This is a genomic window from Streptomyces sp. NPDC020807, from assembly GCF_040641575.1.
Lineage (GTDB): Bacteria > Actinomycetota > Actinomycetes > Streptomycetales > Streptomycetaceae > Streptomyces.
Genome location: NZ_JBFADU010000001.1, coordinates 284,578 through 310,735, shown reverse-complemented (window position 1 = coordinate 310,735; position 26,158 = coordinate 284,578). Strand labels below are relative to the sequence as shown.

25 protein-coding genes and 2 tRNA genes are annotated in these 26,158 nt (G+C 71.3%); 12 read left to right on the top strand and 15 right to left on the bottom strand.

Features of this window, described 5'->3' with window-relative positions; translation table 11 throughout:
- The first annotated feature begins 35 nt into the window (after positions 1-35).
- The gene (locus AB0G79_RS01500; protein WP_360798338.1) at positions 36-503 is read left to right on the top strand and encodes a MarR family winged helix-turn-helix transcriptional regulator; all 468 of its coding nucleotides are present in this window, start codon (positions 36-38) and stop codon (positions 501-503) included.
- A gap of 173 nt (positions 504-676) precedes the next feature.
- Here AB0G79_RS01500 and AB0G79_RS01495 read toward each other — a convergent pair whose 3' ends face one another.
- The 3 genes from AB0G79_RS01495 to AB0G79_RS01485 form a co-directional block, all read right to left on the bottom strand.
- A complete protein-coding gene (locus tag AB0G79_RS01495; protein WP_360798336.1) occupies positions 677-1,336 on the bottom strand; it encodes a response regulator transcription factor in 660 nt (219 codons plus the stop codon).
- A gap of 41 nt (positions 1,337-1,377) precedes the next feature.
- Complete coding sequence (locus tag AB0G79_RS01490; protein ID WP_360799142.1) at positions 1,378-3,201, bottom strand: histidine kinase; 1,824 nt, start codon at positions 3,199-3,201, stop codon at positions 1,378-1,380.
- A gap of 169 nt (positions 3,202-3,370) precedes the next feature.
- A tRNA-Leu gene (locus tag AB0G79_RS01485) sits at positions 3,371-3,457 on the bottom strand.
- A gap of 355 nt (positions 3,458-3,812) precedes the next feature.
- On the opposite strand from AB0G79_RS01485, the gene AB0G79_RS01480 reads away from it, so the two are divergent.
- The 6 genes from AB0G79_RS01480 (at position 3,813) to pknB (ending at position 12,001) form a co-directional block, all read left to right on the top strand.
- Entirely contained in the window at positions 3,813-4,667 is an 855-nt protein-coding gene (locus tag AB0G79_RS01480; RefSeq protein WP_360798333.1) for a DUF3662 and FHA domain-containing protein, read from the top strand.
- 10 nt (positions 4,668-4,677) lie between these two features.
- Positions 4,678-5,205, top strand: a complete 528-nt coding sequence (locus AB0G79_RS01475; RefSeq protein WP_360798330.1) for an FHA domain-containing protein — start codon at positions 4,678-4,680, stop codon at positions 5,203-5,205.
- 87 nt (positions 5,206-5,292) lie between these two features.
- The gene (locus tag AB0G79_RS01470) at positions 5,293-6,807 is read left to right on the top strand and encodes a Stp1/IreP family PP2C-type Ser/Thr phosphatase (RefSeq protein WP_360798327.1); all 1,515 of its coding nucleotides are present in this window, start codon (positions 5,293-5,295) and stop codon (positions 6,805-6,807) included.
- Positions 6,808-6,832: 25 nt separating this feature from the next.
- On the top strand, positions 6,833-8,275 hold the full coding sequence (locus tag AB0G79_RS01465) for an FtsW/RodA/SpoVE family cell cycle protein (RefSeq protein ID WP_360798325.1): 1,443 nt from the start codon (positions 6,833-6,835) through the stop codon (positions 8,273-8,275).
- Positions 8,272-9,738 (top strand): penicillin-binding transpeptidase domain-containing protein, encoded by a 1,467-nt coding sequence (locus tag AB0G79_RS01460; protein WP_360798323.1) that lies wholly within the window; start codon positions 8,272-8,274, stop codon positions 9,736-9,738. The genes AB0G79_RS01465 and AB0G79_RS01460 overlap by 4 nt, the downstream gene beginning before the upstream one ends.
- Before the next feature lie 163 nt (positions 9,739-9,901).
- Positions 9,902-12,001 (top strand): Stk1 family PASTA domain-containing Ser/Thr kinase, encoded by a 2,100-nt coding sequence (gene pknB / locus AB0G79_RS01455; protein WP_360798321.1) that lies wholly within the window; start codon positions 9,902-9,904, stop codon positions 11,999-12,001.
- A gap of 70 nt (positions 12,002-12,071) precedes the next feature.
- Here the strand turns inward: pknB and AB0G79_RS01450 are convergent, their stop codons facing one another.
- From AB0G79_RS01450 to AB0G79_RS01425, 6 genes are read right to left on the bottom strand one after another with little or no spacing between them, the layout of a single operon-like run.
- Complete coding sequence (locus AB0G79_RS01450) at positions 12,072-12,752, bottom strand: class E sortase (protein ID WP_360798319.1); 681 nt, start codon at positions 12,750-12,752, stop codon at positions 12,072-12,074.
- Between the two features lie 38 nt (positions 12,753-12,790).
- Positions 12,791-14,065, bottom strand: coding sequence for a class E sortase (locus tag AB0G79_RS01445; RefSeq protein WP_360798317.1), 1,275 nt, complete (start codon positions 14,063-14,065; stop codon positions 12,791-12,793).
- Positions 14,062-14,700, bottom strand: a complete 639-nt coding sequence (locus AB0G79_RS01440; protein WP_360798315.1) for an aminodeoxychorismate/anthranilate synthase component II — start codon at positions 14,698-14,700, stop codon at positions 14,062-14,064. Before AB0G79_RS01440 ends, AB0G79_RS01445 begins: the two co-directional genes overlap by 4 nt.
- Entirely contained in the window at positions 14,697-14,870 is a 174-nt protein-coding gene (locus AB0G79_RS01435) for a hypothetical protein (RefSeq protein WP_360799188.1), read from the bottom strand. Before AB0G79_RS01435 ends, AB0G79_RS01440 begins: the two co-directional genes overlap by 4 nt.
- A gap of 55 nt (positions 14,871-14,925) precedes the next feature.
- Positions 14,926-15,714, bottom strand: coding sequence for a class E sortase (locus AB0G79_RS01430; RefSeq protein WP_360798313.1), 789 nt, complete (start codon positions 15,712-15,714; stop codon positions 14,926-14,928).
- Positions 15,715-15,742: 28 nt separating this feature from the next.
- Positions 15,743-16,510: a DUF881 domain-containing protein gene (locus AB0G79_RS01425; protein ID WP_360798311.1), complete on the bottom strand. Its 768-nt coding sequence runs from the start codon at positions 16,508-16,510 to the stop codon at positions 15,743-15,745.
- A 150-nt stretch (positions 16,511-16,660) separates the two neighbouring features.
- Between AB0G79_RS01425 and crgA the strand changes: the two genes are divergently transcribed.
- Positions 16,661-16,915 carry a cell division protein CrgA gene (crgA, locus tag AB0G79_RS01420; RefSeq protein WP_360798309.1) on the top strand — a complete coding sequence of 85 codons (255 nt, stop codon included), beginning with the start codon at positions 16,661-16,663 and terminating at the stop codon, positions 16,913-16,915.
- Between the two features lie 305 nt (positions 16,916-17,220).
- Here the strand turns inward: crgA and AB0G79_RS01415 are convergent, their stop codons facing one another.
- Both AB0G79_RS01415 and AB0G79_RS01410 read right to left on the bottom strand, forming a co-directional pair.
- Complete coding sequence (locus AB0G79_RS01415) at positions 17,221-18,087, bottom strand: rhomboid family intramembrane serine protease (protein WP_360798307.1); 867 nt, start codon at positions 18,085-18,087, stop codon at positions 17,221-17,223.
- Positions 18,088-18,095: 8 nt separating this feature from the next.
- Complete coding sequence (locus tag AB0G79_RS01410) at positions 18,096-18,623, bottom strand: peptidylprolyl isomerase (RefSeq protein WP_360798305.1); 528 nt, start codon at positions 18,621-18,623, stop codon at positions 18,096-18,098.
- 169 nt (positions 18,624-18,792) lie between these two features.
- Here AB0G79_RS01410 and AB0G79_RS01405 point away from each other — a divergent pair, with 169 nt between their 5' ends.
- A complete protein-coding gene (locus AB0G79_RS01405) occupies positions 18,793-19,524 on the top strand; it encodes a DUF5324 family protein (protein WP_360798303.1) in 732 nt (243 codons plus the stop codon).
- A 1-nt stretch (position 19,525) separates the two neighbouring features.
- On the opposite strand, the gene AB0G79_RS01400 is transcribed toward AB0G79_RS01405, so the two are convergent.
- The 3 genes from AB0G79_RS01400 to AB0G79_RS01390 all read right to left on the bottom strand — a co-directional run bounded on the left by AB0G79_RS01400 (position 19,526) and on the right by AB0G79_RS01390 (position 21,178).
- On the bottom strand, positions 19,526-19,933 hold the full coding sequence (locus tag AB0G79_RS01400; protein ID WP_360798301.1) for a DUF6344 domain-containing protein: 408 nt from the start codon (positions 19,931-19,933) through the stop codon (positions 19,526-19,528).
- A 233-nt stretch (positions 19,934-20,166) separates the two neighbouring features.
- Positions 20,167-20,646: a hypothetical protein gene (locus AB0G79_RS01395; protein WP_360798299.1), complete on the bottom strand. Its 480-nt coding sequence runs from the start codon at positions 20,644-20,646 to the stop codon at positions 20,167-20,169.
- A gap of 67 nt (positions 20,647-20,713) precedes the next feature.
- Positions 20,714-21,178 carry a carboxymuconolactone decarboxylase family protein gene (locus tag AB0G79_RS01390; RefSeq protein ID WP_360798297.1) on the bottom strand — a complete coding sequence of 155 codons (465 nt, stop codon included), beginning with the start codon at positions 21,176-21,178 and terminating at the stop codon, positions 20,714-20,716.
- Positions 21,179-21,398: 220 nt separating this feature from the next.
- Here AB0G79_RS01390 and AB0G79_RS01385 point away from each other — a divergent pair, with 220 nt between their 5' ends.
- The gene (locus AB0G79_RS01385) at positions 21,399-23,918 is read left to right on the top strand and encodes a tetratricopeptide repeat protein (protein ID WP_360798295.1); all 2,520 of its coding nucleotides are present in this window, start codon (positions 21,399-21,401) and stop codon (positions 23,916-23,918) included.
- 131 nt (positions 23,919-24,049) lie between these two features.
- Here AB0G79_RS01385 and AB0G79_RS01380 read toward each other — a convergent pair.
- Positions 24,050-24,122, bottom strand: a tRNA-Ala gene (locus tag AB0G79_RS01380).
- Positions 24,123-24,253: 131 nt separating this feature from the next.
- Between AB0G79_RS01380 and AB0G79_RS01375 the strand changes: the two genes are divergently transcribed.
- Together AB0G79_RS01375 and AB0G79_RS01370 are read left to right on the top strand one after the other, a co-directional pair.
- The gene (locus AB0G79_RS01375; RefSeq protein WP_360798293.1) at positions 24,254-24,802 is read left to right on the top strand and encodes a DNA-binding protein; all 549 of its coding nucleotides are present in this window, start codon (positions 24,254-24,256) and stop codon (positions 24,800-24,802) included.
- A gap of 66 nt (positions 24,803-24,868) precedes the next feature.
- A complete protein-coding gene (locus AB0G79_RS01370) occupies positions 24,869-26,143 on the top strand; it encodes a serine/threonine-protein kinase (RefSeq protein ID WP_360798291.1) in 1,275 nt (424 codons plus the stop codon).
- Positions 26,144-26,158 lie beyond the last annotated feature (15 nt).

Below are 26,158 nucleotides of genomic sequence, written 5' to 3'. Positions count from 1 at the left end.
GTCGATCGGCAAACCGTACGGACAGGGGAACGCACATGACCGGCGCCGCAGAGGTACCGCGCGAGGCGTCCGTGGACGTCATCCAGCGCGAGCTGACGGCCTTCGCCCGGCGGGCCCGCGCCGCCGCGGCCCGCGTCCACCCCGAGCTCCCGCTCGTCTCCTACACGCTCCTCGCCCACATCGAGGAGCAGCGGGGCTGCCGCGCCACCGACCTGGCGGCCCACTACCTGCTGGACAAGTCCACGGTCAGCCGCCAGGTGGCGAGCCTGGAGAAGCTCGGCCTCGTCGAGCGCCGTCCGGCCCCCGACGACCACCGCGTGCAGGTCCTGCATCCCACCGAGGCGGGCGCGAAGCTACTCGCCTCGGCCCAGGCGAGCCGCCTCGCCGCCTACCAGGAGCGCCTGCAGGACTGGTCGGCCGACGACCTCGCCCGCTTCGCCGACTACCTGCTCCGCTACAACTCCACGAGCACGGCCGACTTCCCCGAGCCCCCGGCCCGCTGACCCACCCCCCGGCCGGACCCGCGTGCCCCGGCCCGGACCCACGTCCTCCCGGCCCGGACCCGCGTGCCCCCGGCCCGGACCGCCGCCCCGTGCGGATCCGCCGCCCCCAGTACGGACCGACCGCCCACCCGCCGCCGGGCCGCGCCGAACCTGCCCGGGCCGGCCGCGGCCGGTCAGATCCCGGCGTCGCGGGCGAGCAGCGCCGCCTGCACGCGGTTCTCGCAGTCCAGCTTGGCGAGGATCCGGCTCACGTACGTCTTCACCGTGGCCTCGCTCATGTGGAGCCGTCTCCCCGCGTCCGCGTTGGACAGCCCCTCCCCCAGGACCGACAGCACCTCGCGCTCCTTCTCGCTCAGCGCCGCCACCCGCGTCCGCGCCTGCTCGGACCGTGCCGCCTCCCGCCCCTCGGCGAGCCGCTCGACCACGTGCCGGGTGGCCGCCGGCGACAGATACGCGTCGCCCGCGGCGGCAGCCCGTACCGCGAGGATCAGCTCGGCCGGGGCCGTGTCCTTGAGCAGGAACCCGACGCCCCCGTGCTCCAGGGCCCGCAGCACGTTCTCCCGCTCCCCGAAGGTCGTCAGGACGATCACCCGGGCCGCGGGCGCGGCCCTGCGGAGCTCCGGCAGCGCCGAGAGCCCGTCGAGAACGGGCATCTGGATGTCGAGCAGCACGACGTCCGCGGCGTGCGCCCGCGCCGCCTCGACCGCCGCGCGGCCGTCCGCCGCCTCGCCGACCACCAGGATGTCCTGGTCCGAGTTGAGGATCATCCGGATCCCGGCCCGGATCAGCGGCTCGTCGTCGGCGATCACGACCCTGATGCGCTGCCCTGCCACTGCTGCTCCCCCATGACTCCGGTAGGGCCTGAGCAGCGCTCCTACTGCTCGACCACGTACGACTTCTTCTCGATCAGCTTGCCGTCCTTGAAGCAGAACCGGAAAACGGGCTCCTGGTCGAAGTCTTCGCCCGTCTCCGTGGAGAGCAGCACCAGGCAGTCGGCCCCTTCGGGTCTCGCGGGCCCGCCGACGTCGAGGCCTATGGTGGCGATCGTGTCACCCGAAGGCAGTGCGTCCCGGACCTCCCGCTCGCTCATGCCGACCTTCACCGCGTCGTACTGCCGGGGCTCGATCATTCCCTTCTGGAACGTCCCCACCAGGAAGTAGACGCCGAAGCCCGCCGCCACCACCAGAAGGACGGCCACGGCGAACGCGATCCCGCAGCCCAGGGCGATCCCGCTGCCCCGGCTCCTGCCCGTGCCCCCGCTCAGCGCCATCGCCAGCTCCCGTTCCGCGATCGTCCAGTCGGTCGGTCCGACCCCGCCCCCGGCCCCGACGCCGACACCGACCCCGACCCCGACCCCGGCCGGACGACCATCGCCCACCAGGCGCTTCGTCGACTGCTGCCGGAAGTCGTCGGCCGCGTCGACCAAAGGCGCGGCCTGGGCGACGGGCGCGGCCCCGTACGGCAGCATCCCCGCCACCCGGAACCCGCCGGCGTCGGCCGGGCCCGCGTGGCACATGCCGCCGACGAGCCGGGCCCGCTCGACGAGTCCGGTGAGCCCCTGTCCGCCGCTCACCACGTCCTTCGCCGGCCCGGCGACCGGCGTCTCGTTGGTGACCTCCACGACGAAGGTGTCCGGCTCGTACCGCAGCTCGACCTCGATCGACGCCCCCGGCGCGTACTTGTAGGCGTTGGTGAGGGCCTCCTGCACGATCCTGTACGCGGCGTGGTCGGCGGCCGGTTCCAGCGTGCGTTCCTCGCCGACCCGCCGCAGGTCGACGGTGGTGCCGGCCGCTCTGGCCGCCGCCACCAGCCCCTCGATGCCGGCGGTGCCCCGCGCCGCCCGCCCCGTCTCGTCCCCCGCCGGCGCGGGTGCGGCGGCCGTTCCGCCCGTCGCCTCGACGCCGTCGCGCAGTATGCCGACGACCTCCCGCAACTCGCGCATGGCGGTCACCGAGGCGTTCCGCAGGACGCCGACCGCCTCGCGCTGCCGCGGGGTCAGTTCCGGGTCCACTTCGAGGGCGCCCGTGTGCACGGCGATCAGCGCCAGCTGGTGGCCGAGGCTGTCGTGCATGTCCTGCGCGATCCGCTGCCGCTCCCGCAGCCGCGCCTGCCAGGCCACCATGCTCCGCTCCCAGAGCAGTTGGGCGTTGCGCTCCTGGAGGGCGTGCAGCAGGGTCCGCCGCTGGGTCCAGTACCGGTGCCCGAGCGCGGGCGCGAGGGTGGTGCCGAGGTAGTAGAGCGTGGCGAGGAAGGCCATGGTGAGCAGCCGCTGCTGCTCCCAGGTCTCCAGGAGGGTCCCGCCGATGTTCAGGGCGAACGCGGCGATGAACGCGGCCAGCGCGTGCCCCGCCCCGGCGATGTACCGGCCGGCGGACCAGCTGACGACGACGAGGAGCGGGCCGAAGCCGGGAAGGAAGGGAGCGAGCGCGGCGGAGACGACGAGGGTGCTCGCGGGCAGTCTCCGACGGAGCAGCGACAGCACGCCGGCGGCGGCGGCGACCCCGGCGAGCCGCCACCCCTCGCCGCCGAGCAACTCCTCGGTGCCCGCGGCGAGCAGGGCGACGACCGCGGCGAGCGCGAACTCGCCGACGGTCCTGCTGCGGGACCACTGCCCCGGCACCACGAACCATTCCCACCAGGCGGCGACCCTGGCCTTCATCCCGGTCAGGCTCGCGCCCCCGGCCCCCGGCTTCGACATGACGTCCACGCTCGCACCCTAGGCAGCTCCGCCCGCACCGGCGTCCGCCTTTCGTCTCGCCCTCCCCCGACGAAAGTCGCGCGGCGAAGCCCCGGCGCAGAGGGGGAGGGGCGACAGGCGGGAAACGCGAAACGGCCGGCATCGTGAAGACGATGCCGGCCGTTTCGACTGGTGCGCGAGGGGGGAGTTGAACCCCCACGCCCTTTCGGGCACTGGAACCTGAATCCAGCGCGTCTGCCTATTCCGCCACCCGCGCATTGGGTGGTCTCCCTGCCCTCTCACCTTCCGGTGCGAGCGCCTGGCGACATCTGAAGATTAGCACGTCGCAGGCCATGGATTCACATCCCTTGTTTCGCTCCCGCTCCCGCAGAACAAGGAGAGAGAGGAAGGGGGAGGAAGGTGACGGACCGCACCCTTCCTCTTGGCACCGAGCCTTCGGTCCCGCGGCCGCGTGCGGGACACTGTCCACAGGCCGCCTCTACGATCCGGGGGAACGGCCTGTGAGAGGTGACACTCGTCCACAGGGCAGAGAAGGGGAACCAGCCGATTTCCCGACGCGTGGATACGATCAGTAAGCAGTACCAGGACGACAACGACGGAGGAGGTGCCCCATGGGAGTCCTGAAGCGATTCGAGCAGCGCCTCGAAGGTCTGGTCAACGGCACCTTCGCCAAGGTCTTCAAGTCCGAGGTCCAGCCTGTCGAGATCGCCGGCGCGCTCCAGCGCGAGTGCGACAACAACGCGCAGATCTGGAACCGCGAGCGGACCGTCGTCCCCAACGACTTCATCGTGGAGCTGAGCACGCCGGACTACGAGCGTCTCAGCCCCTACTCGGGCCAGCTCGGCGACGAGCTCGCCGGCCTGGTCAGGGACTACGCCAAGCAGCAGCGGTACACCTTCATGGGGCCGATCAAGGTCCACCTGGAGAAGGCCGACGACCTCGACACCGGTCTGTACCGGGTGCGCAGCCGCACCCTCGCGTCGAGTACGTCACAGCCGCAGCCGTCCCCGGCCCCGCACCAGCAGCACCAGCAGCACCAGCAGCAGCCCCAGGGCCGCGGCGGTTACGGGTACCCGCCGGCCGGCGCCCCGCCCATGCCCGCGTCCCCGCCGCCCGGCGCCCCCGGCGCCCGGCCGGCGACGCCCGGCCGCACCGCCGGCGTGCCCGCGGGCGGACAGGGCTCCCAGGTCCGTCGCTGGATCGAGATCAACGGCACCCGCCACCAGATCTCCCGCCCGACCCTGGTCCTCGGCCGCAGCACCGACGCGGACGTGAGGATCGACGATCCCGGCGTCTCCCGCCGGCACTGCGAGATCCGGACCGGCACGCCCTCGACGATCCAGGATCTCGGATCCACCAACGGCATCGTGGTGGACGGGCAGCACACCACCCGCGCTACGCTCCGCGACGGCTCGCGGATCGTCGTGGGCAGCACCACCATCGTTTACCGGCAAGCCGAAGGGTGAAGCGGGGGCAATGTCAGAGCTGACCCTGACGGTCATGCGGTTGGGTTTCCTGGCCGTTCTGTGGCTGTTCGTCATCGTGGCCGTCCAGGTCATTCGCAGCGACCTGTTCGGAACACGGGTGACGCAGCGCGGTTCGCGGCGCCAGGACGCCCGTCCGCAGCAGAACGCGCGCCAGCAGCAGGCCTCCGCGCCCCCGCAGCAGCGCGGCCAGCAGCCGACGGGCGGCGGGCGGCAGCGCCGCGGCGCCCCGACGAAGCTGGTCGTGTCAGAAGGCACCCTCACCGGCACGACCGTCGCCCTCCAGGGCCAGACGATCACGCTGGGCCGGGCGCACGACTCCACCATCGTGCTCGACGACGACTACGCGTCGAGCCGGCACGCCAGGATCTTCCCGGACCGGGACGGCCAATGGATCGTCGAGGATCTCGGGTCCACGAACGGCACCTATCTCGACCGGACCCGCCTCACCACCGCCACGCCGATTCCGCTGGGCGCGCCGATCCGCATCGGCAAGACCGTCATCGAGCTGCGGAAGTAGTACGACAATGAGCGGAGCGACCGGAGGGTGGGCAGTGTGGGTCGAGACCGGCTGTACCCCGATGCAGCGTCGACAGGGCAGGTGCGCATGACTCTGTCCCTGCGTTTCGCCGCGGGCTCCCACAAGGGCATGATCCGCGAGGGCAACGAGGACTCCGGTTACGCCGGCCCCCGTCTCCTCGCCATCGCCGACGGCATGGGCGGTCAGGCCGCCGGTGAGGTCGCCTCCTCCGAGGTGATCTCCACCCTCGTCACGCTCGACGACGACGTCCCCGGCTCCGACATCCTCACCTCGCTCGGTACGGCGGTGCAGCGCGCCAACGACCAGCTCCGGATGATGGTCGAGGAGGACCCGCAGCTGGAGGGCATGGGCACGACGCTCACCGCCCTGCTGTGGACGGGCCAGCGCCTCGGCCTGGTGCACGTCGGCGACTCCCGCGCGTACCTGCTCCGCGACGGTGTCCTCACCCAGATCACCCAGGACCACACCTGGGTCCAGCGGCTCGTCGACGAGGGCCGGATCACCGAGGAGGAGGCCACCACGCACCCGCAGCGCTCGCTGCTCATGCGCGCGCTCGGCAGCGGTGACCACGTCGAGCCCGACCTCTCGATCCGCGAGGTCCGCGCCGGCGACCGCTACCTGATCTGCTCCGACGGCCTGTCCGGCGTGGTCTCCCACCAGACCCTCGAGGACACCCTCGCCAGCTACCAGGGTCCGCAGGAGACCGTGCAGGAGCTGATCCAGCTCGCGCTGCGCGGCGGCGGCCCCGACAACATCACGGTGATCGTCGCCGACGTCCTGGACGTCGACGGAGGCGACACCCTCGCCGGCCACCTCAGCGACACCCCCGTCATCGTGGGTGCCGTCGCCGAGAACCAGGCGGCGCAGCTCAACGACGGCGGGGCGATGCAGACCCCCGCCGGCCGTGCCTCCGGCCTCGGCCGTCCCGCCCCGCAGCAGCAGCCGCCCGCCGGTGGCGCCTTCGGCCCGCCCGGCAGCGGCGACGACCACGGGTACGGCTACGGCGGCATGCCGCCGCAGGGCTCGTACGAGTCGTACACGGACGACGACTTCCAGAAGCCGCGCACCGGCCGCAAGTGGCTCAAGCGCTCCTTCTTCCTCGTCCTGTGCCTCGCCGTCCTCGGCGGCGGTCTGTACGGCGCCTGGCGGTGGACGCAGACGCAGTACTACGTGGGTGCCAAGGACGAGCACGTGGCGCTCTACCAGGGCATCAGCCAGGACCTGGCCTGGATCTCGCTGTCGAAGGTCGAGAAGGACCACCCCGAGATCGAACTCAAGTACCTGCCCGCCTACCAGCGGAAGCAGGTCGAGGACACGATCGCGGGTGGCAGCCTCGGCAAGGCCGAGACGAAGATCTCCGAGCTGGCGACGCAGGCCTCGGCGTGCAAGAAGACCGAGCAGCGCCACGCCGCCGCCGAGAAGGCCGCGGACCAGGCGAGCAAGCCGCCGGCCGAGACGGCCGAAGGCACGCCCGAGGGCGCCGCCACCCCCGACTCCAAGCCCACCGCAGCCGCTCCGTCCCCGGGTCCCACCCTCACCGCGGAGGAGCAGAAGCTCGCCTCGAACTGCGGCAAGCAGTAAGACCCGTAGGGGGCCTTTCACCACCATGAGCGTTGTCACCAACACGACCACCATCGGCGCGATCGAAGCACCGAGCCGCCGCAACACCGAGCTTGCGCTGCTCGCGTTCGCCGTCGCCATCCCGGTGTTCGCGTACCTCAACGTGGGCCTGGCCATCGACGGCAAGGTCCCGGCCGGCATGCTCGGTTACGGACTCGGCCTCACCCTCCTCGCGGGCGTCGCGCACCTCGTGGTGCGCAAGTGGGCCCCGTACTCGGACCCGCTGCTGCTGCCGCTCGCCACTCTGCTCAACGGTATGGGCCTGGTGCTGATCTGGCGACTCGACCAGTCGCCGCGGCTGATCGACCTGGCGAAGCGTCAGTACGGGGCGTTCAGCCCCTCGGCGCCCAACCAGATGATGTACTCCGCGATCGGCATCGCCATGTTCGTGGGCGTGCTGCTGCTGCTCAAGGACCACCGGGTCCTCCAGCGGTACACCTACATCTCCATGGTCGTGGCGCTGGTCCTCCTGCTGCTGCCTCTCGTCCCGGGCCTCGGCGCGGACGTCTTCGGCGCGAAGATCTGGATCCGCGTGGGCGGCTTCTCGATCCAGCCCGGCGAGTTCGCCAAGCTCGTCCTGGCCGTGTTCTTCTCGGGGTACCTGATGGTGAAGCGGGACGCGCTGGCGCTGGCCAGCCGCCGCTTCATGGGGCTCTACCTGCCGCGCGGCCGCGACCTCGGCCCGATCGTGACGATCTGGGCGGTCAGCCTTCTCATCCTGGTCTTCGAGAACGACCTCGGTACCTCGCTGCTGTTCTTCGGCATGTTCGTGATCATGCTGTACGTGGCGACCGAGCGCACGAGCTGGATCGTCATGGGTCTGTTGATGGCCGTCGCGGGCGCGGTGGTCGTCGGCTCCACCGCCAGCCACGTACAGTCGCGCGTCGCCGCCTGGCTCGATCCCTTCGAGTGCCTCAAGACGGCACCCGAGGGCTCGAACATGGCGTACGCCTGTGACCAGATGACCCAGGTGCTGATGTCCTTCGGCTCCGGCGGCATCCTCGGCACCGGACTCGGACAGGGCAACTCCGACCTGATCCAGTTCGCCGCCAACTCCGACTTCATCTTCGCCACCGTCGGCGAGGAGCTCGGTCTCGCCGGCGTCATGGTCTTCCTGCTGATCTACGGTCTGATCGTCGAGCGCGGCATCCGCACCGCCCTCGCCGCCCGCGACCCCTTCGGCAAGCTCCTCGCGATGGGCCTCTCCGGCGCCTTCGCCCTGCAGGTCTTCGTCGTCGCCGGCGGCGTCATGGGCCTCATCCCGCTCACCGGTATGACCATGCCGTTCCTGGCGTACGGCGGTTCCTCCGTGATCGCGAACTGGGCGCTCATCGGCATCCTGATCCGGATCAGCGACACCGCGCGCCGCCCGGCCCCCGCCCCCGCCCCGAACTCCGACGCCGAGATGACGCAGGTGGTCCGTCCGTGAACAAGCCTCTGCGCCGGGTCGCGATCTTCTGCGGCCTCCTCGTCCTTTCGCTGCTCCTGCGGGACAACTGGCTGCAGTTCGTCCGTGCCGACGAGCTGAACGCCCACCCGAAGAACCGACGCGTCCAGATCGAGCGCTACTCGAACGAGCGCGGCAACATCGTGGTCGACGGCAAGCCGATCACGGGCTCGGTCGACTCGGGCGACGAGTACTTCAAGTACAAGCGGACCTACACCGACGGCCCCATGTGGGCCCCGGTCACGGGCTTCGCCTCGCAGGCCTACGACGCCAACCAGATCGAGAAGATCGAGGACGGCATCCTCACCGGCAACGACGACCGGCTCTTCTTCGACCGCACGCTCGCCATGTTCACCGGCGACAAGAAGAAGGGTGGCGACGTCGTCACCACCCTGAACACGGCCGCTCAGAAGGCCGCCTTCGAGGGCCTCGGCAACAACACCGGTGCCGTCGTCGCGATCGAGCCTTCCACCGGCAAGATCCTGGCGCTCGCGTCCACTCCCTCGTACGACCCCTCCTCCTTCGCCGGCTACTCCGGCAAGGACGAGAAGGCGTGGGTGGCGCTGGAGAAGGACAAGAGCAAGCCGAAGCTCAACCGCGCCATCCGCGAGATCTACCCCCCCGGCTCCGTCTTCAAGGTCGTCACCGCCGCCGCCGCGCTGGAGAACGGCAAGGTCACGGACATCAACGCGCCGACCGACACCCCCGAGGGCTGGAAGATCCCCCTCTCCACCAAGGAGATGGTGAACCACGCCAGCGGGTGTGCGAAGGCGAGCCTGAACCGGGCGCTGGAGATCTCCTGCAACTCGGTCTTCGCGAAGCTCGGTGACGACGTCGGCCGGGACAAGATGGTCGAGATGGCCGAGAAGTTCGGCTTCAACGCCGAGCAGTTCACCCCGGTCCGCTCCGCCGCGTCCGTCTACGACAAGAACGCCGACCGCGGTGGCAACGCGCTCTCCTCGATCGGTCAGTTCAACACCGCGACGACCCCGCTCCAGATGGCGATGGTCACGGCCGCGATCGCGAACGACGGCAAGCTGATGAAGCCGTACATGATCGACAAGCTGGTCGCGCCGAACCTGGACGTGATCAAGCAGAACGAGCCGGAGGAGATGAGCCGCCCGGTCTCCCCGGAGAACGCGCAGCTGCTCCAGAAGATGATGGAGAACGTCGTCTCGAACGGCACCGGCGGCAACGCCGACCTGAACATGAGGGGCGTGAAGGTCGGCGGCAAGACCGGTACGGCCCAGCACGGCGAGAAGAACGCGAAGCGCCCGTACGCCTGGTTCATCTCGTACGCGAAGGACGACCGCGGCTCCCCGGTCGCCGTCGCCGTCATCGTCGAGGACTCCGCCGGCACCAACCGTGAGGACATCAGCGGTGGTGGTCTCGCGGCCCCGATCGCCAAGGCCGTGATGAAGGCGGTCATCAAGAGCCGGGGCTGATCCCCGGCACCGTACGAGCCGGGTACCAGTCAGGTATCAGCTACCGGCCCCGGGCGGAACGCCTGTCCGGGGCCGGTAGCGTATGCGCGAACAGCGCGAACAGCACACACCGCCGGACCACCCAAGGGTGCGGTCGGGACAGACGGAGAGGGCTGGATTAGCTATGGAAGAGCCGCGTCGCCTCGGCGGCCGGTACGAGCTGGGCTCGGTGCTCGGCCGCGGTGGCATGGCCGAGGTGTACCTCGCCCAGGACACCCGGCTCGGCCGCACCGTCGCCGTGAAGACGCTGCGGGCCGACCTGGCCCGCGACCCGTCCTTCCAGGCCCGGTTCCGCCGTGAGGCACAGTCCGCCGCCTCGCTGAACCACCCGGCGATCGTCGCGGTCTACGACACCGGCGAGGACTACGTCGACGGGGTCTCCATCCCGTACATCGTGATGGAGTACGTCGACGGGTCGACCCTGCGCGAGCTGCTGCACTCCGGCCGCAAGCTGCTGCCCGAGCGCACCCTCGAGATGACGGTCGGCATCCTCCAGGCGCTGGAGTACTCGCACCGCGCCGGCATCGTGCACCGTGACATCAAGCCGGCGAACGTCATGCTGACGCGCACCGGCCAGGTCAAGGTCATGGACTTCGGCATCGCGCGCGCCATGGGCGACGCGGGCATGACCATGACGCAGACCGCCGCGGTCATCGGCACGGCCCAGTACCTCTCCCCCGAGCAGGCCAAGGGCGAGCAGGTCGACGCCCGCTCCGACCTGTACTCCACCGGCTGCCTGCTGTACGAGCTCCTCACGGTCCGGCCGCCGTTCATCGGCGACTCCCCGGTCGCGGTCGCGTACCAGCACGTCCGCGAGGAGCCGCAGCCTCCGTCGAACTTCGACCCCGAGATCACGCCGCCGATGGACGCCATCGTCCTGAAGGCCCTGGTCAAGGACCCCGACTACCGCTACCAGTCCGCCGACGAGATGCGCGCGGACATCGAGGCGTGCCTCGACGGCCAGCCGGTCGCCGCGGCTGCCGCCATGGGCATGGGAATGGGCATGGCGGGCGGCCCCGGCTACGGCGGGGGCTACGGCTACCCGGAGGACCAGCCGACCACCGCCCTGCGCCAGGCCGACCCGGGCGGGCAGACCTCGATGATGCCGCCGGTCAACCCGAACGACGGGTACGGCTACAACGACGGGTACGACGACCGTCCCGACCGACGTCGCGGTGGCCAGAAGAAGTCGAACACCTCGACGATCCTGCTGGCGCTCGCGGGCGTGCTCGTCCTGATCGGCGCGATCTTCATCGGAGTCGCCGTCTTCGACAAGGACGAGGGCACCCCGCAGGTCGTGATCCCCCAGCTCGTCGGCCAGACGGTCAAGGCGGCCGAGGGGTACGCGGCCAACGCGCAGGTGAAGCTGGTCGAGTCCGGCAACGAGCGGTGCGACGAGCCCAAGGGCTCCATCTGCCGGCAGCTGCCGGTGGCGGACGGCACCGCGAAGATGGACACCAACGGCTCGATCCAGGTGTGGGTCTCCGAGGGCGCGCCGCTCGAAGAGGTCCCGGACGTCACCGAGAAGTCCCAGGAGAGCGCCGAGAAGCAGCTCAAGGACAAGGGCTTCACGGTGAAGGTCGAGCAGGAGGAGTCCGACGAGGACCCCGGCACCGTCCTGAAGCAGAACCCGCAGGGCAACACCAAGGCCGAGAAGAACTCCGAGGTGACGATCACCGTCGCCAAGCAGGAGCAGACGACGGTCCCGCCGGTCGTCGGCAATCCGCTCGCCCAGGCCGATCAGCAGCTCAAGAACCTCGGGTTCACCGTGGTCACCGAGTACGTCGACTCGGACAAGCCCAAGGACGAGGTCATCGGGCAGACGCCGGAGGGCGACGCGACGGCCCCGAAGGGCTCCGAGGTCAAGCTGCGCGTCTCCAAGGGCCCGCAGGTCACCCAGGTCCAGATCCCCACGGACCTGGCGACCAAGCAGTTCAAGGACGTCAAGGCGACCCTTGAGGCGCTGGGTCTGGCCGTCGTCCAGGAGGGCTCCGACAAGGAGGACGCACTGGTGATCACCACGGACCCGGGTCCGGGTTCGATGATCAACCAGGGCGAGACGGTGAAGGTCATCACCGTGGGCGGTGGCGGCGACCCGAGCACCACGGGCCAGACCACCGGCGAACCCACCGGTCAGCCGGGCGGTCAGACCAACGGTCAGACCGGCGGCAACGACGGCGGCAACAACGGTGACAGCGACGGCGGCGGCGGCTTCTTCGGCTGACCCCGTCAGGTGTACGAGAAGGGCCCCGGCATCCCCACGGATGCCGGGGCCCTTCCCGTACGCCGCGCGGTCAGCGCAGCTCAGCCGGCGGGGTGCGGTCGTGGTCGACCTTCTCCGTGCGCTCCAGCTCGCCCCAGACGATGTACCGGTAGTCCGAGGTGTACATCGGGGTGCAGGTCGTCAGGGTGATGTAGCGGCCCGGGCGGGTCTTGCCGGACTCCTCGGGGACGGGCTGGAGGACGTCGACGTTGTACTTCGTCGTCTCCGGCAGCGTCTTGTAGACCTTGTAGACGTACCAGGTGTCCTTGGACTCGAAGACGATCGCGTCGCCGGTCTTCAGCTTGTGGATGTTGTGGAACTTGGCGCCGTGGCCGTCCCGGTGCGCGGCGAGCGTGAAGTTGCCCTGCTTGTCCTGCGGGAGGGCCGACTTGATCGGCTCGGTGTAGTAGCCGGCGACGCCGTTGTTGAGGACGTCGCTGGTGGTGCCCTTCTGGACGAGGACCTCGTCGTCGCCCATGGCGGGGACGTGGAGGAAGCCGATGCCGTTCTTCGTGTCGAGGGCGCCGGGCGCCTCCTCGGCGGCCCAGGTGTCGCGGACCTTGTCGCCGTTCTTGTCGGCGGCGCGGTCGGCGAGGACGTTCGTCCACCACAGCGAGTAGACGACGAAGAGGCCGAGCACGATGCCCGCCGTGATGAGGAATTCGCCGAAGAGGCTGATGATCCCGGCGATCCGGTTGCGCGCGCGTGCCACTAGGTCGTCCCGTCCGGAGGAGTGCTCGATGTGGGGTCTCAGCCTACGAGCGCGGCCGGCTTCCCCTCGGCCCGCGGGCGCTCCTCGACCATCTTGCCCCAGACGATCATCCGGTACGTGCTGGTGAACTCGGGAGTGCACGTGGTCAGGGTGATGTACCGGCCGGGCTTGGTGAAGCCCGAGCCCTTGGGGACGGGCTGGATCACGGAGACGTTGGACGGCGCGGTCTGCGGCAGGATGCTCGTCATCTCGTACGTGTAGTACGCGTCCTTGGTCTCGACGACGATCGGGTCGCCGGGCTTCAGCTGGTTGATGTACCGGAACGGTTCGCCGTGGGTGTTGCGGTGGCCGGCGACCGCGAAGTTGCCCTGCTTGTCGGCGGGCATGGCGGTCTTGAGCGCTCCCTCGGCGTAGTGGCCGACCATGCCCTTGTCGAGGACCTTGGGCTTGCTGATGCCCTCGGCGACGGGCACGACGACGTCGAGCTTGGGGATGTACATGATGGCGAAGCCCTCGCCGGGCTCGAAGGCGGCGGGCTTGTCGTCGTCGGTGGGCGTGCCGGCGGCGTCCTCCTTCGCCCAGGTGTCCGCGATCCGCTCCTTGGCGCGGTCGGTCTCCTGGCCGGCGAGGACGTTGGTCCACCACAGCTGGTAGGTGACGAAGAGGAGCATGACGACGCCGAGGGTGATGAAGAGCTCGCCGACGAAGCGGCTGGCGATGACGCCGACGCTGTCCTTGGCGGCGCGGGCGGCCCGCCGGGCCTCGACGCGGGAGAGCGGTGGGCGGGGGCCGTCGGGCTGCGGCTCAGGCGCCGGAGCCGTACCCCTGCCCCGGTCCCTGCCGCCGCCCTTGGCGGCGCGGCGTCGCTCGGCACGCCCCGGCCCGGGAAGGGGCTCCACGGCCCGCAGGACGGCGGTCTCGTCCGCGGCGGCCTGCGGGGCCTCCTCGGGCTCGTAGGAGCCGTAGGCGGGCTCGTAGGGGTTCTCCTGCGCCGGCTGTACGGGATGTACAGGCTGTGCCGGCTGCACGGGCTGTGCCGGCTGCACGGGCTGTACGGGCTGTGCCGGCTGTGCGGGCTGCGCGTAGGCGGCGGGCCCCGCCTCGTACGGGCTGCGCTGCTCGTACGAGGCGTACGGCTCGTACGACGCGGGCTGCTGCTCGTACGTCTGCTGCTGCCCGTACGGGTCGTACCGCTGGTCGTACGGCTGGTCGTACGGCTCCGCGGGTGCGGGCGCGGGCGGGGTGACGGGCGCGGGTATCGGCTCGGGTCCCCGGACTGTCTCGTCCCGGAACCAGGGCGAGCCCGTCGTCACGCGAGGGCCTTGCCCACCACCGGCGCGAGCCCGGCCGACCGGCCCACGGCCCCTTCGTCGCCGCACTGCTCCAGCCAGTTGGCCAGCATCAGGTGACCGTGCTCGGTGAGGACCGACTCGGGGTGGAACTGCACGCCCTCGACGGGCAGCTCGCGGTGGCGGAGCCCCATGATGATGCCGTCCTCGGTCATCGCCGTGACCTCGAGCTCGGCCGGCAGGGCGGCGGGCTCGGCGGCGAGCGAGTGGTAGCGGGTCGCGGTGAACGGCGAGGGCAGGCCGGCGAAGACGCCCTTGCCCTCGTGCGTGACCGGCGAGGTCTTGCCGTGGAGCAGTTCGGGCGCGCGGTCGACGACCCCGCCGTAGGCCACGGCCATCGACTGCATGCCGAGGCAGACGCCGAAGACGGGCACGCCGGTGTCGGCGCAGTGGCGGACCATGTCGATGCAGACGCCGGCCTGCTCGGGGGCGCCGGGGCCCGGCGAGAGCAGGACGCCGTCGAAGCCGTCCTGGGCGTGGCTCAGCTCGACCTCGTCGTTGCGGAGCACTTCGCACTCGGCGCCGAGCTGGTAGAGGTACTGAACGAGGTTGAAGACGAAGCTGTCGTAGTTGTCGACGACGAGAATTCGCGCGCTCACTGGCCGTCCACCGTCACATCGTTGAACGGAAGCAGGGGCTCCGCCCAGGGGAACACGTACTGGAAGAGGACGTACACGACCGCGAGGACCAGCACGATCGAGATCAGCGCCCGTACCCACGCGTTGCCCGGCAGATGCCGCCAGATCCAGCCGTACATGACGTCGACCACCGCCCCTTCCGTTCGTTACGGGGACCAGAGTACGGGTCCGGCGGGCGGCGGGGGGTCAGCTGTCCAAAGCCTGTGGACGACCGTCGGTCACGGGCTGCGTCGCGTCGAGGTGGCCCCAGACGACGAGCCGGTGGCTGCTGCCCCACTCGGGGTCGCAGGTGGTGAGGGTCAGGTAGCGGCCGGGACCGGTGAAGCCGGCCGCGTTCTTCCTGAACGGCTCGGGGACGGGCGCGACGACGCCGACGTCGCCGGGGACGGTCCGGTACGGACCGCGGTCGACGCGGTACGTGAACCAGGTCGTCCCGTCGGTGAGGACGACCGCGTCGCCGGGGCGGAGCCGGGGGAAGTCCTTGAAGGGGTCGCCGTACGTCCTGCGGTGCCCCGCGACGGAGAAGTTGCCGGTCTCGCCGAGCCGGGCGGTGCCCGCGTAGTGGCCGAGGCCCTTCTTGAGGACGGCGGGTCCCGTGCCTTCGAGGACGGGCCACTTCCAGTCGGCGCCGAGCCGGGGGACGTACATGACGGCGATGCCCTTGCCGGGGGTGTACGGGGGCGGCGGGGACGGGGCCACGCGCGCGCGTGGGGGAGCGGCGGAGGGCTCGCCCACGGGCGCGGGAACGGAATCGGGCCCGGAACCCGGCCCGGAACCCGGCCCGGAACCGGGCGCCGGGGCGTTCTCGACGGGGGCCGTCGTCCACTCCCGCTGGAGGCTGTCGATCTGGTCGGCGCTCGCGCCCTGCGCCTGGACGCCGGTCCAGTACAGGACGTAGACGACGAAGAGGACGATCAGGGTGCCGACGGTCAGGCAGAGTTCGCTGAGGCTCCGTACGACGAGACGCAAGGCCACCGCGCGCCCCTCCCCCGAATGTCGGCCGTCAGCTCACCGGCTTCGCGTAGTGGAGGTCCACTGTGCCGGAGTAGCCGGGAAGAGTCACCGCCTTGTGCTCGTCCACTTTCCAGCCGAGCCCGTACGCCTTCACGTACAGCTGGTAGTTCTGCAGGGCCGGGGACTCGGCGAGGGCGTCCTCCAGCTTTCCGCGGTCGCCGACGGCCGTGATCTTGTACGGGGGCGAGTAGACGCGGCCCTGGAGGATCAGGGTGTTGCCGACGCAGCGCACGGCGCTGGTGGAGATGAGGCGCTGGTCCATGACGCGGATGCCGGTGGCGCCGCCCTGCCAGAGCGCGTTGACGACGGCCTGGAGGTCCTGCTGGTGGATGACGAGGTCGTTGGCCTGCGGCTCGGGGTAGCCGGGGGCCGCCTGGGCGTTCGGCGGGGCGTCGTTCAGGGTGACGGTGAGGCCGGAGCCCGAGACCTCGGAGGTGCCGGCGGTCGCTTCGAGGGAGGCGAGCTTCTCGTCCTCCGCGCGGGTGGAACCGTCGTCGCGGGCGGCGAGGCCGTCGACCTGGGAGCGGAGGGCGGCGGTGGACTCGTCGAGGCCGGCGTTCTTGTGGCTGCGTTCCTCGATGAGGTCGGAGAGCCGGAGCAGCGAGGCGTCCGTGCGGATGTTGGTGCCCTTGGCGGTGTTGAAGCTGGTGACGAAGATCAGTCCGGCGAGGGCGAAAACGGCAAGCGTGAGCACCCGGACGGGGCGCCACCTGCTGGTGCGGCCCGGCCCGGCGGGAGTGTCGGCGGAATTGCTCAACGTACCCTGATCCCCTTCGGTGCCGCGGAACCACTACGCTAACGGACGCCCGGGGGACGCAGGTTTCCGCTTGCATCCTCTTGCGTCACATCCCGGCGCCAGCCACAGTTCCCTGCGCGGTCACGCAGCGCATCGACAGGAGAGTCCCTCGTGCCGAAGTCACGTATCCGCAAGAAGGCCGACTTCACGCCTCCGCCCGCCAAGCAGGCCACCAACATCAAGCTGACGAACAGCAGCTGGGTGGCGCCCGTGATGCTGGCGCTGTTCGCCATCGGGCTGGTGTGGATCGTGGTCTTCTACGTCACCGACGGGTCGATGCCGATCGAGTCGATCAGCAACTGGAACATCGTCGTGGGCTTCGGCTTCATCGCCGCCGGGTTCGGCGTCTCCACACAGTGGAAGTAGCCCGGCCGTAGGGCCCGTCCCGGCCCCTCGTCAAGCTCTCCCCAGAACTTATCCACAGCGTTGTGCACAGCACTGGATAACTTACGAAGATCTGTGGATAACTCGCACGGGATTGACGCCGGTATGACCGATATATGAGCTCGCTCACGGTCTCGAATATCGAAAACACCCCTCGCCTCTCTGGTGAAATACCAGGTCAGAGGCGAGGGGTGCAGTGTTTCCCCACAGAGCGGGGACGAGCCGCCACGCACTGTGGATAACTCTGGGGAAAGCTCGTGGAAAAGCTCGTCCACACGCCCCCGCGCTCAGGTGAGCGCTGCGGACCTGGCCAGGACGAGCCCCACGTCGACCACCAGCAGCAGTCCACAGGCGCCGTACTGCACGAGGTCCCGGCGCGCCCGCGGGGCGCTCACCAACGCGTACGTCACCAGGGCGCCGGCGACGAGACCGCCGACGTGCGCCTCCCAGGAGATCCCCGGACGGGTGAACGTCATGAGCAGCGACAGCGCCACGAAGAGGACCACGGGCCCCATGTCGTGCCGCTTGCGGCGGGCCAGGACGACCCAGGCGCCGATCAGGCCGTAGACCACGCCGGACGCGCCCAGCGAGGCCTGGTTCTGCGGGGCGACGAGATAGGCGAGCACGGAGCCGGAGAGCCCGGAGAGCAGGCAGAGGACCGCGTAGCGGATCCGGCCGAGCTCGGGTTCGACGATCCCGCCGATCACCCACAGGCCCATCACGTTGAAGAGGATGTGCCAGACCTCCTGGTGGAGGACGGTCGCCGTGAGCAGCCGGTACCACTCGCCGTCCGCGACGCCGACGACCTCGCCCAGCGACGGGCTGTAGGCGTAGCCGATGAGCACGAGCTCGTCGACGAACCGCTCGCCGAGCAGCAGCACCAGGCCGTAGACCGCGATGTTGATCCCGATGAGGAGCTTGGTGACGAACCGGTCGTCGGCCGCCACCCTGCCCCCCGCGAGCGTCCGCGGCACGTTGGCGTCGGCGGCGTGCCCCGTGCCCGAGCCGCCCCGGACGCAGTCGGGGCACTGGAAGCCGACGGAGGCGGAGATCATGCACTGGGGGCAGACGGGCTTGTCGCAGCGGGTGCAGCGGACGCCGGCCTCCCTCTCCGGATGGCGGTAGCAGCGCGCGAGCCCGGCAGTCGGATCCATCGACGTCGTCAACGCTTCTCGATCACCACGGACTCGACCACCACGTCCTGGAGCGGACGGTCCGTGTGCGGGTCGGTCGCGGTGGCCGCGATGGCGTCCACGACCTTCCGGCTCTCCGGGGAGACGACCTCGCCGAAGATCGTGTGCTTGCGGTTCAGCCAGGTCGCGGCGCCGACGGTGACGAAGAACTGGGAGCCGTTGGTGCCCGGGCCCGCGTTGGCCATCGCCAGCAGGTAGGGGCGGTCGAAGAAGAGCTCGGGATGGAACTCGTCGGCGAACTGGTAGCCCGGGCCGCCCGTGCCGTTCCCGAGCGGGTCGCCGCCCTGGATCATGAAGTCCTTGATGACCCGGTGGAAGACCGTGCCGTCGTAGAGCGGGTCCGAGGAGACCTTGCCGGTCGCCGGGTCGGTCCACTCGCGCTCGCCGCTCGCGAGCTCGACGAAGTTGCGGACCGTCTTCGGCGCGTGGAACGGCATGAGGCGGACCTCGATGTCACCCAGGCTCGTCTTGAGGATCGCGTACAGCTGCTCGGCCACGGTCGCCTTCCGTCCACGTCATGTGACGCCTCGTCTGTCTCTGGCGTCCCGATCCTCGCATGCCCCGGATGCCCGCCCCGCATGCCGGACGCCGGTCCGACGGGCATGATTCCGGAAAGGGTGGAAAGGTGACAAACCAGTATCGTCGCCACCGAGGAGGAGGAATCCTGTGACCCGCATGGACAGCGTGCGCGCCGCCACTGATTCGGCGAAGGAGAGCGTCCTGCACGCCGCGGAAGTGGTGGCGCCGTACGCGGAGACAGCCAGGGATCAGGCCACGCACTACGCGCACGAAGCGCGGGTGCGCATCGCGCCGAAGGTCTCGAGGGCCGCCAAGAAGGCCCGAGTACAGGCGCGTGCGCAGTACAGGTGCTACGTGGCACCGCATGTGCCGCCCAAGGTCGACGCCGCCGCTCACCGCGCGGTGGACATGACCCGCTCGGCCGCCCGTCAGGCGACCGACTACACCGTTCCGCGTGTCGAGCACGCGGTCGCCGCGACCGGTCCCGTCCTGGAGGAGGCCGGGTCGCGTTCCACCGCCGCCTGGGCCGCGCTGCGCGGTCAGGTGACGCCGAGGGACATCGAGAAGATCGTGAAGAAGCATGAGCGGCGGGCCCGGGCCGGGCGCCTCGCCAAGGGCCTCGCGGTCATCGGCCTGGTGGCCGGGGCGGCTTTCGCCGTGTGGAAGTGGTGGGACAAGCAGTCCAATCCCGACTGGCTGGTCGAGCCACCCGCTCCCACCGAGGTGGAGGACCGTTCGGGTGCTTCGGTGCTGGAGACGGAGCCGGTACGGGACGAGGAGGCCGGGGCCGATCCGTCGGGTGTCACCGATGTCGAGGACATCACGGGTGCCACCGAGGTCGCCGAGGCCGACGCCGTGGAGCCGGACGAGCGTCGCTGACTCACGCCGCGGTCGCGGCGAGGGCGAGCTCCGTCAGCGCGGCCGGGTCGTTCTCGGCCGCGCCGGCCGCGTCGACCGAACGGCGCTGACGGACCGACGGCGAGGAACCGTGCGCCTCGGCGCCGATGCGCTGCTTGATGGTGGGCGGCAGCGAGCGGTCACCGGCGATCGGCAGGCGGTGCGTCCGCTGGGCCGGTACGGGGACGGCGGCGCGCTGCTTCTCGGGCGGGGCGACGGAGGCGGCGGCCGCGACGGCGGTCCCGGCGGTGGTCCCGGTCGGCCCCTCGGGCTGCCGGACGGCCGGCTGCTGGGAGGCGGCGGCGGGGCTCGCCAGGCCGACGGAGGCGAGCAGGGCGAAGAGGACGGAGACGAAGGCGGTCCAGAACTGCTTGACCTTGGCGGTGGCCATGACCCCTCACTTTCGTGGTGTTCTCGGATGATTCATTCCGGTTTGCGCGCTTTACGTACTTTCCACATGATGTGGACGCGGGCCGGGATTCCGCGGAGCGACGCCGTCGCCGCGCAGTTCTTCCGATGAACACCACCCGTCCGGATCAGTCCGGATCTCCGGAGCAGCCCGGATCTCCGGAGCTGTCCGGAGCTGTCCGGCCTGGGGCCACCTGCAGGTGGCCCCTCCGGTCCTCAGCTCACCGCCCGCTTCACCAGCTCCGCGATCCGCGCCTCGACCTCGGCGTTCAGCTCCTTGACGGCGAAGACGACCGGCCACAGGGCGTCGTCGTCGAGGTTCGCCACGTCGTTGAAGCCGAAGGTCGCGTACCGCGCGTTGAACTTCTGCGCGCTCTGGAAGTAGCAGAGGACCTTGCCGTTCCTGGCGTACGCCGGCATCCCGTACCAGGTCTTCGGCGCGAGCTCCGGGGCCGCCTCCTTGACGATGACGTGCAGGCGCTCGGCGATGACCCGGTCCGACTCCTGCATCTCGGCGATCTTCGCGAGCACGTCCGCCTCGTCCGCCGCCGCCTTGTCGGCGGACGCGGCGCGGCGAGCGGCCGCCCGCATCTCCTTGGCGTGCTCCTTCATCGCGGCGCGCTCGTCGGCGGTGAACGTCTCGGCGGCGGTCTTCTGGGTCTTCTGGGTCTTCTGGGTCTTCTGGTCGTTCGCCATGGTGGTGTCCTTCTCTCAGTGCCGGAGTTCAGTGCCGGAGTTCAGTGCCGGAGTTCAGTTACGGAGTTCAGTTACGGGGTGCGGCGGCGCCGGCGATCCGGCGCGTCGTGGTGTCCAGCCGGTCGAACAGGTTGGTCACGCCGATCAGGAGGATCAGCGCGGCCAGCCCCTTCTCGTCGTAGTGGGTGGCGGCCCGGTCCCAGACCCGGTCGCTCACCGCTTCGGGCCGGTCGGCGAGCCGCGTCGCGGCCTCGGCGAGGCCCAGGGCCGCCCGCTGCGCGGGGGTGAAGCACGGGCTGTCCCGCCAGACGGCGACCGCGGTCAGCGGCGCGTCGCCCACTCCGGCGGCGCGGGCCGCCCCCGCGGCGGCCTCGACCCCGGCGGCGGAGCCGTTGATCTGGCTGACGCGCAGCCGGACCAGTTCGAGCGTCCGCACGTCGACGCCGCCGGCGCGCACGGCGTCCAGGAGTTCCCTGGCCGGCCGGTCCGCGGCGGGCAGGACGGCGACGGGGTCGCGCAGTCGGGACCTCATGTCCGCTCCTCACCTCTTCGGGTCCGTTGTTTCTTCGGGCCCGTCGTTTCTTCGGGCCCGCCGTTCTCGGTGACCCCATGACAGCCCGTCCCGCTCGCCCCCGCCACGCGCGTGGGACACCGTGGGACAGGTGAACCACCCTTGACCTGCGAGGAATTGGCTCGGAGGATTTCGGCCCGTACGGGACGGAAGACCGCACCTGACGACGGGGGACCAGCAAATGGACGCGTACGTGACCGACGCCGACCCGAAGGACCCGAAGAACCCGAAGGACCCGAAGAACCCGAAGATCCCGAAGGGCCCGAAGATCCCGAAGGACCCGAAGGACGAGCTGGCCGCCCGGCTGCGCCTGCTCCACGAGCTGTCCGGGCTCGGCGTACGGGCTCTCGCGCGGGACACGGGCCTCAGCTCCTCGTCCCTCTCCCGCTACCTCAACGGCCTGACCGTGCCGCCCTGGCCCGCGGTGGTCGCCCTGTGCCGCCTGGTCAAACGCGATCCGCGCCCCCTGCGGCCCCTGTGGGACCGGGCATCGAACCCGCTCCCCGCTCCCCCGAAGAGCAGCCGCCAGATCCGTCCGCTGCCCCGCAACGACCTGCCCAGGGACGCACCCGACTTCACGGGCCGCGAGGAGCGGCTCGCGGCCGTCCTCGCGGCCGTGGAGAGCCACCGGGCGGTCTCGGTCGACGGCATGGCGGGCGTCGGCAAGACCTGCCTCGCGGTGCACGCGGCGCACCGGCTGGCCGCCGCCTTCCCGGACGCCCAGCTCTACGTTGACCTGCACGGCTTCACGGAGGGCCGTCCGCCGCTCGACCCGGACTCGGCGCTGCGGATGCTGCTCTCCGCGCTCGACGTCCCTTCCGAGAAGGTCCCGCAGGAGGGCATCGAGGAGCTCGCCGCCTGCTGGCGCTCGGAGCTGGCGCGGCGGCGGGTCGTCGTCGTCCTCGACAACGCCGCCGACGCCGAGCAGGTCCGTCCGCTGCTGCCGGGGGCCGGTCCCTCGGTCGCCCTGGTGACCAGCCGCAACCGCCTCGTCGGCCTGGACGAGGTGCCCCCGGTCTCCCTGGACGTGCTGACCCCGGAGGAGAGCGCCGAGCTCCTCGCCCGGGCCAGTGGCGACCCCGGGGGCCCCGACAGCAGGCTGGCCCGGGACCCGGAGGCCACGGCGGAGGTGCTGCGGCTGTGCGGCCGGCTGCCGCTGGCCCTGCGGCTCGCGGCGGCCCGGCTGCGGCACCGGCCGGGGTGGACGGTGGGCGTCCTCGTGGACCGCATGACGGAGGGCGCGGAGCACGGCGCGGAGGGGCCCGGCACCGCCGCTGGCCCTCCCGCCCCCGGCACGCCGCCGGGCAACGCCTTCGCCGCCGAGTTCGCCGCCGCCTTCGCCATGTCCGTACGCCAGCTCGACCCTCCACGCGCGCGCGTGTTCCGTCTTCTCGGCCTGCTCCCCGGCGAGTCCTTCGACGCGTACGGTGCGGCGGCCCTCGCGGACCTGCCGCTGTACGAGGCGAGGGACGCCGTGGAGGACCTGGTCGACGCCCATCTCGTCCAGGAGCCGGTGCCCGGCCGCTACCGCCTCCACGACCTGGTGCACCAGCACGCACGCCGGGCGTGCGCCGAGCAGGACGCGCCGTCCGAGCAGCGGCGCGCCCTCCACCGCGCCCTCGACTACTACGTCCACGCGACGGCCGCGGCGGACACCGCGATCCCCTTCCTGGCGCCCGGCCGGCCGGCCTCGGCCGGGCAAGTCCCCACCGCCCTGCCGGTGTTCGCGGACAAGAACACCGCGATCGGCTGGCTCGTCACGGAGTACGGAAACCTCATCGCCGCCTTCGAGACGGCGGCCGCCCTCGGGGCCGACACCCACGTGTGCGAACTGCCCCGGTTCCTCCGGGCGTACTTCGCCCGCCGCTGCGGCACCTCGCACCTCAACCACCTGTTCGAGCGCTCCCTCGCCGCCGCCGAGCGGCTCGGCGACCCGCTCCAACTCGCCGAGGCCCACAGCGACCTGGGGTTCGCGCGCTACAACGCGGGCCGCATGGCGGAGGCTTCGGCGCAGTACGAGGAGGCCGGACGCCACGCGGCCAGGGCGGGCGACCCCCGCGCCGAGGCCGAACTCGCCCTGCGCCGCGGCTACCTCAGCTGGGACGCGGGCCACGTCGAGGAGCCACTCGACCTGTTCCGCCGGGCCGGGACGCTGTTCGAGGAGGCCGGCAGCCCGGCGGGGGCGGCCCACGCCGCCGCGTCGGAGGCCTGGGCGATGCTCCAGCTCGGCCACCGCGAGGAGGCCGCCGCCCGGGCCCGGGAGCTCCTCGCCGACCCCCACGCCGACCCCGCCTGGCCGCCCGTCCTGACGGCCCGGATCACCCTGGGCGTGGCCGTCGCCCACGAGCACCCCGACGAGGCCGTGACCCACCTGGACCGCGCCCTCGCGGCGGCCCGCGCCGACGGCCATCTCCACAACCAGGCGTGGTGCCTGAACTGCCGGGGGGTCGCGCTGCGCCGGATGGGCCGGTACGAGGAGGCGCTCGCCGCCCACGAGGAGGCGTTCACCCTGCTCGACGAGGTCTTCGAGGCCCACTGGAAGATCCACTTCCTCGACGGCTACGCGGAGACCTGCCGACTTGCGGGCCGCCCCGACGAGGCCCTCCGCCTCCACCGGGAGGCCCTCGCGCTCGCCCTCGACCTGGGCAACCGCCCGGCGGAGGCCCTGGCCCGGGAGGGCATCGCCGCCCTCACCCCGTGACCTTGCCCCGGCGCCCGAAGCCCACGCCGGCCCCCGCCCCGGCCCCCGACCCGGCCCCCGGCGCCGGCCCCGACGCCGCACGAAAACACCCCCCTGACCGCGTTAACGCAGGTCAGAGGGGTGCTCTTCCGTGGAGCCTAGGGGAGTCGAACCCCTGACATCTGCCATGCAAAGACAGCGCTCTACCAACTGAGCTAAGGCCCCGGAACGAGAACAGCGTACCGGGTCTCCCCCCATGTCCGGCAAAAGGATTGGGACTCCCGGTCCACGACCACGCTCCGTAAGATGCTCCCGAGGTTCGCAGTGGCGAACCTAAGGGATGGGGAGAAGCAGTAATGGACGCAGCGCAGCAGGAAGCCACGGCAAGAGCCAGAGAGCTTCAGCGCAGTTGGTACGGGGAGCCGCTGGGGGCGCTCTTCCGCCGCCTGATCGACGACCTCGGGCTCAACCAGGCCCGGCTCGCGGCCGTGCTCGGACTGTCCGCGCCCATGCTGTCCCAGCTGATGAGCGGCCAGCGGGCCAAGATCGGCAACCCCGCCGTCGTCCAGCGCGTCCAGGCCCTCCAGGAGCTCGCCGTCCAGGTCGCCGACGGCAGCGTCAGCGCCGCCGAGGCCACCGCCCGCATGGACGAGGTCAAGAAGTCCCAGGGCGGCTCCGTCCTCACCGGTACCACCCAGGCCGCCGCCGGGACGGGCGCCCCGACCGTGCGCCGCGTCGTCCGCGAGATCCAGTCGCTGCTGCGCTCCGTGTCCGCCGCGGGCGACATCATCGACGCCGCCGACTCCCTCGCCCCGGCCCACCCGGAACTGGCAGAGTTCCTCCGGGTGTACGGCGCCGGGCGCACCGCGGACGCGGTCGCCCACTACGAGTCGCACCAGAACTGACGCAACGACGGACGCGGCGACGGACGCAGCGGGCACACAGACGCAACGGGGAGCGGGCGCAGCACGATGGGTGAGGTCTTCGCCGGCCGGTACGAGCTGATCGACCCGATCGGACGGGGCGGGGCGGGCGCGGTGTGGCGCGCCTGGGACCACCGCCGCCGCCGGTACGTGGCGGCCAAGGTGCTCCAGCAGAGCGACGCGCACACGCTGCTCCGCTTCGTCCGCGAGCAGGCGCTGCGGATCGACCATCCGCACGTCCTCGCCCCGGCCAGCTGGGCCGCCGACGACGACAAGGTCCTCTTCACCATGGACCTCGTCGCCGGCGGCTCGCTGGCGCACGTCGTCAGGGACCACGGCCCGCTGCCCCCGCACCTCGTCTGCACCCTGCTCGACCAGCTGCTGTCCGGCCTCGCCACGGTCCACGCCGAGGGGGTCGTGCACCGGGACATCAAGCCGGCGAACATCCTGCTCGACGTCACCGGCACCGGACGGCCGCACCTGCGCCTGTCCGACTTCGGCATCTCCATGCGCAAGGGCGAGCCCCGCCTCACCGAAACCGACTACGTGGTCGGAACTCCCGGCTACTTCGCCCCCGAGCAGCTCATGGGCGCCGAACCCGACTTCACCGCCGACCTCTTCGCCGTCGGCCTGGTCGGCCTGTACCTGCTCCACGGACGCAGCCCCGACTCCCGGGCGCTCGTCGACCACTTCCGTGCGCACGGCACCCCGAGCGCCCCGGAGAGCGTCCCCGAGCCCCTGTGGCAGGTCCTGGCCGGTCTCCTGCAGCCGGACCCGCAGGCCCGTTTCCGTACGGCCACGGGGGCGCGCAAGGCGCTGCACGCGGCGGCCGAGCTGGTGCCGGGAGCACGACCGGACGAGCCGCCGGTCGACATCGTCGACCAGATCGGCTCTCTTCCGACGGGGTTCGGCCCACAGGGCCCGCTCGCCCCGGCGGACGCCGCGCCCACCCCCGTACCGCCGTCCCCGTCCCCGTCCCCCGCGGCGTCCGAGACGGGCAGCTTCCACCTGCCTCCGCCGACCGCGCCGCCGACCGCGCCCGCGCCGACGCCCACGCCGACGGCCTTCGCCCAGGCCCCCACGGCGGGCGCCGCGTACGACCGGCCCACGCCCTACCCGACCCCGCCGATGCCGTCGCCGATGGCGGCACCGTCGGCGGCGCCCATGGCCACCCCGCTGTCGGCACCGGCACCGGTCCCGGCACCGACCGCCCCGCCCGCCCCCGTACGCCGTCCGGGACCGCCCCCGAAGGTCGCCGTCCCGGTGTTCCTGCTGGCGCTGGTCTGCCTGGCGGTCGGCTTCTGGGCCCTCTCCCAGACCTGACGGGCCCGACAGGGG